Source organism: Pseudomonas nicosulfuronedens, from assembly GCF_005877905.1.
GTDB classification, from domain to species: domain Bacteria; phylum Pseudomonadota; class Gammaproteobacteria; order Pseudomonadales; family Pseudomonadaceae; genus Pseudomonas; species Pseudomonas nicosulfuronedens.
Window position 1 is genome coordinate 1 of the sequence record NZ_SWDV01000062.1, and the last position, 9,730, is coordinate 9,730.

At 56.8% G+C, this 9,730-nt stretch carries 7 protein-coding genes and 1 pseudogene; 2 read left to right on the forward strand and 6 right to left on the reverse strand.

Annotation, left to right across the window (positions count from 1 at the left end):
- The 5 genes and pseudogenes from FAS41_RS29170 to FAS41_RS29190 all read right to left on the reverse strand — a co-directional run.
- Positions 1 to 370: pseudogene (locus FAS41_RS29170) on the reverse strand (hypothetical protein); the annotation flags it as partial.
- A gap of 128 nt (positions 371 to 498) precedes the next feature.
- Positions 499 to 1,803 carry a DUF1173 family protein gene (locus FAS41_RS29175; RefSeq protein WP_138526772.1) on the reverse strand — a complete coding sequence of 435 codons (1,305 nt, stop codon included), beginning with the start codon at positions 1,801 to 1,803 and terminating at the stop codon, positions 499 to 501.
- Positions 1,804 to 2,117: 314 nt separating this feature from the next.
- On the reverse strand, positions 2,118 to 2,402 hold the full coding sequence (locus FAS41_RS29180) for a helix-turn-helix domain-containing protein (RefSeq protein WP_138526773.1): 285 nt from the start codon (positions 2,400 to 2,402) through the stop codon (positions 2,118 to 2,120).
- Positions 2,403 to 2,509: 107 nt separating this feature from the next.
- On the reverse strand, positions 2,510 to 2,836 hold the full coding sequence (locus FAS41_RS29185) for a type II toxin-antitoxin system RelE/ParE family toxin (protein ID WP_138526774.1): 327 nt from the start codon (positions 2,834 to 2,836) through the stop codon (positions 2,510 to 2,512).
- Positions 2,837 to 3,209: 373 nt separating this feature from the next.
- Positions 3,210 to 7,262: a helix-turn-helix domain-containing protein gene (locus FAS41_RS29190; protein WP_138526775.1), complete on the reverse strand. Its 4,053-nt coding sequence runs from the start codon at positions 7,260 to 7,262 to the stop codon at positions 3,210 to 3,212.
- A gap of 83 nt (positions 7,263 to 7,345) precedes the next feature.
- On the opposite strand from FAS41_RS29190, the gene FAS41_RS29195 reads away from it, so the two are divergent.
- Positions 7,346 to 7,960, forward strand: a complete 615-nt coding sequence (locus FAS41_RS29195; protein ID WP_138526776.1) for a type IV toxin-antitoxin system AbiEi family antitoxin domain-containing protein — start codon at positions 7,346 to 7,348, stop codon at positions 7,958 to 7,960.
- A complete protein-coding gene (locus tag FAS41_RS29200) occupies positions 7,957 to 8,874 on the forward strand; it encodes a nucleotidyl transferase AbiEii/AbiGii toxin family protein (RefSeq protein WP_138526777.1) in 918 nt (305 codons plus the stop codon). Before FAS41_RS29195 ends, FAS41_RS29200 begins: the two co-directional genes overlap by 4 nt.
- A 153-nt stretch (positions 8,875 to 9,027) precedes the next feature.
- Here the strand turns inward: FAS41_RS29200 and FAS41_RS29205 are convergent.
- The coding region (locus FAS41_RS29205; RefSeq protein WP_218939142.1) for a hypothetical protein at positions 9,028 to 9,730 on the reverse strand (703 nt) is incomplete at its 5' end.

Below are 9,730 nucleotides of genomic sequence, written 5' to 3' on the forward strand. Positions count from 1 at the left end.
AGCCTGAGTGGTTATGCAACTGATCACGGCGACGAAGAAGGCTTGCAAGCCCCTCCCCCAGCTCGGCAATTTGAACATTGATCCTCTCCAACTCATCGCGTTCTGCCCTGGCTTTTACATTTTTCTCAGGCCCCCAGAACGCAGTCGCATCGAGAAGCACCCCAAAAAAGGTGTTTAGCGCGTGAGGGTGCTCGTGAAGCTTCTTGTGCAAGTCGATGAACGCATCGCGCAGCTCAAGCTTGCGCTCTAGCAATCGATCAATGACGACGTTGTGACTGCGCCAAATGCTGTGCTCAATGTTGTACTGCTTCCGGGAGCAGAGCATCTGTTCACAGATTGTGGCCGGGTGGTTTGCATCGGTGGTTTTCATATACACGTCCATCTTGAGAGAGGACATCACGGTAGCGAGTTGCTTCGACATTTGGTACCTGGCATGTCGAAATTTGAAGATGCTTCAGGTACCCAGACCTCTGCCAGATAGATCGGCGTGATAAGGGGTTAATCGATATCGACTACAGATTCCGGCACGTCATCCTCGGTTGCGGAAGCATCCTTGTCCCGGTAATTGATCGCCCGCTCGGGGAAGGGTGGAATTCCACTCCCCTTAGGGTCCTGGAAGGCGTCCCAGTGCCACCACCCCGTAGAACCGTACTGCCCGTTGTACCAGCGAATCTTCCGTTGCCGGCGAGTCCGGTACTCTTCAGTGTCCATGCCGAACACTTCCAGGGGAAATTGCGTGTCTCGCCCCATATCCAGCAGCCAGAAATCGGGGAATATTTCGTCCTCAGCTTCGAACCGCGGTGGCTTGAAGAAAGCACGGCCTTCGGCGTGAAGCTTCGCCTCGATCAGGGCCTCATAGCCGGAGTCGAGGGGAATCATCCGCTCGCTCACGCGCATGAGCGCCAGATCCAGGACATCCGCATAGCGTCCTTCCTTGAGGTTCAACTGCGCGATCGCAATCACCTTATGTCCAGCCTTCCAGGCTGCAAGCTCCGCAGCGAAGCTGCGCTCAGCGCGGCTGCGAACCTCAAATCGAATGTCCATCGTGGGCATCCCGAAGGGACCTGCTAGCGGCAGTTGCCGGAGGTCGTGGCGAGTTGCGTCGTATCGCGCAAGAGGTGCTACCGCGATCAGTCGTCGCTTGTGCGCGCGCGCGGCCGCGACCACACCGGCATTCTCGGTAGCGCGGCCAGAACCCTTGCTGGCCGACACCACCAACACGTCGTGGATAGTCATTCGGCTAGCTCGAACCCGCTTCGCCGCTTCCGACACCCAATACGACACCGCGCCCGACTTCCGCTTTCCCTCCATGAGGGGATACCAGTTGGCCAAGCCGGCCTCCAGCCACAAGAGTTGAAGCAGGCCAAGGAGCTTCATTGAAGGCTTTTTCACACCCGGGATACGAGGTGGAAGGTCGTGGCCATCGCCGGAAGGAGCCGCGTCGTTGATCCGCAGGCCATGGGCCAGGCGAATCCTCAAGGTGTTGTCTTCGGCCTCCTCTACCACACCAACGTCGTAGCCCTGCAGGCCCGATCTTTCTGCTGCAGGCGCGTAGAACCGGCAGTCGGTGGCGTGTTCGGGGCCAGTGTTGGCGTACCGGGCAAGGTGATAGCTGTCGCTTCCCTCTCGGTGCTTCACCGAGAGGTAACGGTTGCCATTGCCGGGGCAAAGGCAGATCACCTGAGCTCCGTGTGCCCGCTGCAGAACTGATTTCCAACCATCCGCGAATTCCTTCTCGGTCTGGAACTCTTTGGAATACTTCTTCTGAGTGCTGACCACACGTACTTCGTAGGTCGTCGGCATACCCCCTCCCTGGCCTGGCAAAAATCGCTATCAAACTACCTCGTCAACATGCCAGAAGGCGTGGGAAATGATCCAGCACCAGCCGATCTCACCTCGCCTGCCTCCTCGCCTAATTGATAGGGCCACCGAGATCTACTCGGCTCCAGGCGCTGTTTGGCCGATTGCGCGTAAGCGGCCCAGTATCGCGGCCAACTCGTCTAAGGCATCCAATCAAGAAGCCAACATGAAAAAGCCCCACCGTTTCGGGCAGGGCTTCAGGGTCTTGCTTGTGTGAAGTCGACTAGTCAATCCAATACCAGCACCTCACCAGCGGCTCATGCCGCGCGTTGGACCACCGAGATCTCCAGATCCAGGCCGGCAGCACCCAGCAGGTTTACCAGAGCATCAAGGGAGAACTTGTCGATCTTTCCTTTGAGCAGGTCGTTAAGTCTCGGCTGCGTGACGTGCAGACGAGCGGCAGCATCTTTTTGCGGTACATCCCAACCGTTGACGGTTCTTGTGAGTTCCCGCATGAGTTGAGCACGGATACGCAGGTTTTCGGCTTCTTCTGGCGAATCAACCAGCGCATCCCAAACATTGGTAGCGCGTTCGTTTGCCATGGATTTATTTCCTCTCGATGAGTATGTGTTTCTAGTAGAGCAGGACAGCAGTGACGAGGAGCCCCCTCTCGGCCAGACCTTGACCGGAGGGGGGTCGCCCATCTCTCTCATCCCAGTGATCTCAGCCTGTCTTTCGCCAGGTCGATGTCACGCTTTTCCGTCTGCTGTGTGGTCTTCTGGAAGACATGTAGCACGTAGATCGCGTCTGGCCGGTTGGCCACATAGAACACGCGAAAAGCCCCTTCACAACTCACCCGGATTTCCATCACGCCAGGTCCAACCTCTGGCATCGCCTTCCAATCGCTTGGCATGTCACCGCATTGCACTTGGGAGAGCTGGAAGCCAATCCGTTGCTTGGCTTTAGCAGGACAGTCCCGCAGATCGTCCAGGCTGCTCCCAACAAACACCACATCCTTCTGCTGCTCGAGTTCCATAGAACCTCCGACGTCGACCCAGATTGTTAGCACATTCCCGTTTCATGGCCCTTTCCTCATTTGAGTGCTGGACGCATCTGCCGAAGGACCCCAACCTCAGAAAGGTTGATCCGCCGGCGCCGTTGCCTCATTGCGCCCAGTGAAATCAGCCTATATCCATTTTGATATAAACGTCAAGACGTGAATGCTTGGGGTCATTTTGAGTGAGGGAATTTGGAGCAGGATGGTCGTTAAGGACTGTGGACTCGGGCGTAGCACTCAGAGCGAATCAGTTCAGTCGAAGTCCAAGCCCAGCCGTGCCGGATTTTGTAGTCGATTAACCAGCAGCGGATGGGCAGCTGTATTTGACTCAGGCAGTGAACGTCTCAAAAAATCAGAACCAGTCCCGACGCTCAGCGTCATCGTCGTGAAAACGCGCCTCAGCCTCGTATCTCTCGGCAAGCCACTCAAGCGCTCTTGCGGTGAAAGGATGCTCTAGAGCCACGGACTGCGCCCATCTCCGGTATTTTTCCACCTCGGTACGCTCAAGCGCTCCACCAGCGCTAAGAAGCCTGGTTGTGCCGCCACGCCGGCTTACTTTTCCTGCATAGAACCCATTTAGCAGCGTCTTGTTGCGCAGTTCATCGATGACTTCTCGCACCGGCTCCGCCGGCCAGTTCCCATCAGCGCCCATTGGAGAAGCAGACAGAATCGCCCCGATTTGATCGTAGGCAATGTCCTTACGATGCCGTGCTTCGGCCAAGACGATCACTTCGTCAACCCACTTGATGAGTGCGTCATGGTCGATGGAACCGTCTTCACGTGTACCTGGTAGATGACTCCACAGTCTTAGGAGGCGATAGGCTTGGCTTGCGACACTGGCGTTTCTGTCCTCCTGCTGAGCAGTCTCCTGATTCGATTCCTCGCTTGGAGAGAACGCAGCCGAGAGCATCAGAACAAACAACGCTGGTTGCTCAGCCAGGGCCACAAGAATCGCTTTGGGCGGACGCCGTGAATGCTCTAGAACTTGCAGGTACTTCCACTCCAGAAGAGCTAGAGCGTTTTTGTCCAGATCGTCTCGCTTATCCAAGCACTGGAAAATCTCGCCTACGTAGTGCTGGAACATTGTCCCGTCGTTTGGGTCGGCTGATGGTTCTGCTGACTCCAGCGCCGCTCTATTTAGCAGATCGACAAGCAATTCCGTCTCTAGTTGTAGGCCGGTGTCTCGCCCAGCAAAAGCGACTGCAGCTCGAGCTCTGCTGACTGACACAAACTTCTTGATGGCGAAGATGACCTCGTCCTTATGTTCCTTCGACCAGAACACAGGAACGGACTTCCAATAGCTCTCCTCAATCGCCGTTCCGGCATGATGCGCTTGCTCCCAGGTCCAAGCATTTCCCGGAAGTGAGAGCAGAATCGCGAGAATTGATGACGGATTCCAGTTAGAGGTACGCGCTTTTTTTAGCAACGCCTCGGCCCACTCTTTCCCCTTTTGGTGGAACCTAGGCGCGATGTATCCCCTCGCCACTTCGCGTTGCCGGCTGTCGCCGCTAAGAAGAGCTGCCTCTACAACTGCCTGAACAACAGGCTCTGGATTGTCAGTCTGGAATAGTGCCTTCCCCACAAGCATCGGATGCTCAACCTGACGAGCGAGCTCAAGAACGGCCTCCGGCCCGCCAGTTTGAACGAGCTCGTTGACTGCACGTCTTCTGAGCTCGTCAATGTCTCGTTCCTCTGCCTCCCATCCAGAGGAGGGCCGTGGCACAGAAACGCCGCCAGCAAAGAGCCAATTCAGGCTCTGTATTTCGTCCTTAGGGGTAAATCGCTCGTAGATCATCTCGAGCCGAGCCAGCGTGTCCTCAGGCATAGCCCAATCCATGTCGTGGAATTGGCGATGGTGGTGTAGCGTCCGTCGAATAGCCCCCCAAAGCGCAGTGCGCCCCTCTTCGTCCGATATCTCCCTTTCCGCCACCTCAAGCGCACCCAAGACATCACCTGGTCCCGAGACAAGATCAGGCAGCCGATCTACGAGGTCCTTCCAACGCAGCGCACTGCGACCTGCGTCTGCGATCAGACGCTGAGTAATCTCTACAACACCGCGGCTTATCAAACTCCAAGAGACCTCCTCGACCCTTTCTGGGGTGAAATCGCGCCACCGCGGACTTGGAGAAGGGGTCGATGTGTCATTGCCCTTAGGAAGCATGCCGAGCATCAAACGCCAAGCAGATTCGCTTTCACGCTTCCTGAGTACATCAAGGATCTTTAGTCTTTGCTCCAATGTTGCATAGGTTTGAGGGCCCCAAAGGAGAAATACATTTCGCAGGCTGTTGCTAGGCCGGTTCATGTATCGCGCGGGGGTGGTGTCGATGGAGTCGAGCTTCGCCAGAACCCGAGCCACGCGAGCAAGATGCTCCGGAGACCACGCTAGTGACTCGAGAGCCCAGAGGAGATCGCACAAGTGCGATGCTCCTGCGCCAATTCCGTCTTCAATGGTGAAGAGTGAGCCCAGCGGCTGATCCTCTTGCTCCAGGCTGTCCTCTAGCGCGTCGAGAAATGCCTGGGGCGATGCTTCGGCAAGCAGGCGGAAATCCTTGGAGAGAGACCACCAGCGCACCTGGTCGGCATTTCCCATCAATTTCCGAACGATCTGGTCCGCGCTGCGCTTTGCTTCGGCAGTATCTCCCCACAATGCGAGCAGGATCAGCGTTTTCCCAACGCCGTGGCGCAGCAGCTCCGAATAGCTGGGGCGAATGTCTTGCAGAGAAGCCAACCAGCGCTCATCGGGAGCCATTCCAAATCGCGGATCTTCGGCCTCCAAAACCTGAAGTGCGACATTCTCAAACCGCGCCAACTCCACGCTGCTCAACGACTTAGAGAGCAGCATCCACGCATCGATAGGAGATCTGACCCGCCAGGCTGACGCAACCTTCTGAAGCGGACTATCAAAGTTGCCAGCAAAGGAAGCCAATTCAACCACGAGCTTGTCGTACGGCAGGTCAGCGATCTCCGCGATCCGCGCACAGTCGGCCTCAGAAGATTCGTCCCAGCCGCCGGCTAGAAGGGCAGCACGGAGCACAGGGCTCGGAGAGGTATCAGCCCACCGCGGCCGACGACCGGGTGCTGCAAACATAAGGCGCCTTAGCACGGTCAGATTGCGTGCACAGTCGCGAGCGAGCGCATCAGCTTTCGCTTCGGGAACCCCAGCCTGGGTAAGGGCAAAAATGATGCCCTCACGTGATGGTCTCTCCAACACGCGAAGGTCGCCCTGAGTTACTTGGCGATCGTCGTAGCACTGGAGGACATAGTGCCCACGGCCAACTAGCACCTTCGCCAAACCTGGATCAGGTTCCATCAGCAACATAATCAGCGGCGCTGGCGCCACTGCTAGATCTCGCGCAGCCTTTGTCGTCGCAGCGACTAGGGAACGGGCGCGATATGCCATTGAGAGTTCGTTGGGGAGCATGCTCAGCGTGGCGTGGAAGAACGCGACTACCTCTTCAGTTGTGCTCGCTTGAAGCGACAACATGGAAGGGACGCCTCTAAGCCAACGAAGTGTTTCTATCGCGTCTTGGTCGCGATCGCTGAGCACCAGCTCTTCCGAGAGTGGCTGGATCGACGCCAGAGACCATTCTTCCCAGACTTCGCTGAGCTCATGCACGCCGTCAGGTCGTTTATTCAATCGCCTGGCGAGCCACAGCCCAACCGATGGAGTTTGCTCAATCCAATGGACGAGATCATCAGCATCGTAGGCTCGGACGTCCTTCCACACACCCTCTTTGTTCCGCTCGTTAACCCACTCGTGCTTCTTAGGCCAAGGGCGTGTTGAGATGAACACATAGGTAGAGGTGGATGGGTCAAGCGGGTCAGGATTCTCTGTTCGCTTCCTGTAGTCGCTAGTTGCCTTTCCCGCGATGTCCATTCTCTGGGTGGTGATCTCCCAACCGGTCTCCCCTGGTGGCACGTAACGACTGCGGGCCTCACCCGAGGTCACGCCATCCCACCCTGAATGCCTAACGCTTTCTTCTGCAGGGAATCGCCGCCAGATACCGGCCCCCTCAGACGCATAAACCAAGTGGGAGAGCAGCGTTGACATGCTTCCAGCAGCATCAGTGCGATTGGCCCAATCGGTAAGATCTTGCGACGTCACCCAACGCAAAGGGATGCCCGATGGAGCGACTGATGCAGGCGGCGCTATAGGGGGAAGAGCCGGACCGATCACAGCGCCTTGGGGCGGGAAGCTGATGCCGGCGCGCTCTAAGGCATTGCGGATAGCCGCCGCATTATTGGCCATAGGTGTCCGGTGGCCGCGCTCAAAATCGGCCACGGTGGAGGTCGCTACGCCAGCATTCTTGGCGAGCTCCTGCTGAGACCACGCCAGTAGGGCTCGGGCTGCCCTTACTTGCTGGGGTGACAGTTCGTCGGGGGGGCTAGACTGATTCATGGTCATATGAAATATATGACGTCATTGATTATCTCTCAAGTGTTATATTTTGGTGACAAATAATCGTAAATGCCTACGATAAATAACAAATGATCCAGAATGATTTGACTCATCGGGAACGAGCCCTTCGCCTTGTTCAAGACAGGGGAATCGTTCGCGCGCGAGATTTCACCGCTGCCGGCATCCCGCTGGTCTACCTGAAGCGTCTTTGCGATTCGGGCGATATTTTCCGTCTTTCCCGGGGGCTCTATCAGGATCCAAATCGTCTCGGCGAGCACGCCGCCCACGATCTGGCTGAAGCGGCACGTAGAGTACCCAACGGAGTGATCAGCCTAATCAGCGCCCTCCACTACCACCAACTCACCACCCAGCTGCCCCACGCGGTCTGGATGACGATCCCCCATAAGGCTAGAACACCCAACGCCCAGGGGCTGCGACTGGAATTCATACGCGCGACCGGCGAAGTGATGTCCGCCGGCATCGAGCACATCAGTATCGAAGGCGTGCTGGTACCAATCTTCTGTCCAGCCAAAACCGTGGCGGATTGCTTCAAACACCGGCGAATCGTGGGTGAGGACGTAGCAGTAGAGGCACTGAAAGACGCCATTCGGCAACGAAAAGCGACGCCCAGTGAGTTGATGCGGTTTGCAGCAATCAATCGAGTGGCTGAGCGGGTCGCGCTCTACCTGAGAGCCCTTCAATGAGCGTCAGGTCCATCAAGAACCCCGGGGCCTCCATCAACGCCCGCCTGATGAATCGCGCGAGAGATCGAGGCGATATCTTCAACCTCGTCCAGACGCGCTATGCGCAGGAGCGTCTGCTCTATCGACTTAGCCAACTCCCCGAGGCGGAAGGCTACATGCTCAAGGGTGCAATGCTCTATGGGACCTGGCCCGAGCACGTGTACCGCCCGACGAAAGACATTGATCTACTCGGCCATGGAGATCCCAGCCCAGAGGCGGTTCTGGCGCTGTTTCGAAAGGTCTGCATGGTCGTCGTACCAGAAGACGGCATCACCTTCGATCCCGCAACGCTCTCCGTGCAGCCAGTGAGGGAGGATGAGCACTATCGAGGGATCTCCCTAACCGTGGAAGGGCAAATCCACACCGCCAGGGTCACAGTGCAGGTAGATATCGGTTTTGGGGACCACGTTTACCCTGCGCCAAAGTCGCAAAGATTTCCCGGTCTTCTGCCAGGACTGCCCGAAGCTCGCATCCTGATGTACCCGCAGGCGACAGTAATCGCCGAGAAATTCGAGGCGATGGTTCGTTTCGGCGCGATCAACAGCAGGCTTAAGGATTACTTCGATATCTGGGTGATCATCCGAACATTTCCGCTGGACATGCCAGTTCTGATCCGGGCGATCTCCGGGACATTTGAGCGCCGCGGCGCAACAATTCCTACCGGTATCCCCGTTGGCCTCAGTCCGGATTTTGTTCAGATCGTCGGCCAACAGTGGCAGGGCTATCTGCGCCTCAATCCGCAGGTGAACCCACCGTCGCCATTCGAGGATCTATTGTCCGACCTACGCCAGTTCTTTGGTCCCGTGATAGCAGGCTCCCAACGTCCGGAGCTCCACCAAGGCCAGTGGGACCCGAGCAAGAAGGAATGGACCTGAATAAAGCCCTGGACTGCTCCGCCAGATGCAACGTAGAGACAGTAAACACCCTCAGGCTGGCCCGAAATCGGTAAGCCAAGTCTTCGATACAAATACAGATCCATACCGGAATTTGTAGTCGTCAAAAGACCATCGACTACGGATTCCGGCTGTTCAAGACTCCTCGTCGGCAAGCTCATCTTGTTCCAGATGACGTCCCCACCGCTTAACAGCCGAAACGACCTGCTCCTTCGCCAAACCAAAATCCATCGGCTCCACCTGTTTGGCATGTCTCTGAATGGCGTGGCGGCTTTTATCGCCGCTTGCGGATGCGTTATTCGCGACAGAACCGATGCGATCAAAATGTTCAATCACCCCCCAAGATTTCAGAGTGGTGCGCCCGACCGTCTGCACGAGTTCTGTGACGTTGAAAAGCGTCGCCCAATCATCTGCCTGGAGAGTACTGAGCAGACGCAGCGCCTTGGCGAAGTATTGATTCTCTTTCGTGGAGCGCCGGTATAACTGCGGCAACGGTGGTGTAACTGTCCCATCGGGACCACGAGCGCAAATAGTTGGACGTCCATAGGCGGTACCCTCTATCCCCTTGGGACAGAGGTAGCTAGTGGGTGGACCTTCATTTCGAGACTGTTCCAGTCCGGCAAGCGTCCAACTGCCTCGCACGCGCTCTATTACAGCTATGCCATTCAGTTGCAACAACTCCTGCCTACCAGCCGCCAGAGCGGACTCCGGGCCAGAGTGTTCTGACGCAAGATTGAAGTACATTCCGCTCGGTTCGGTATAGATGAAACCATCTAAGTCCGTTCTGGCACAAAGGTGAATACACTCCGACTCATCACCCTCCCACCGAATCCGTATT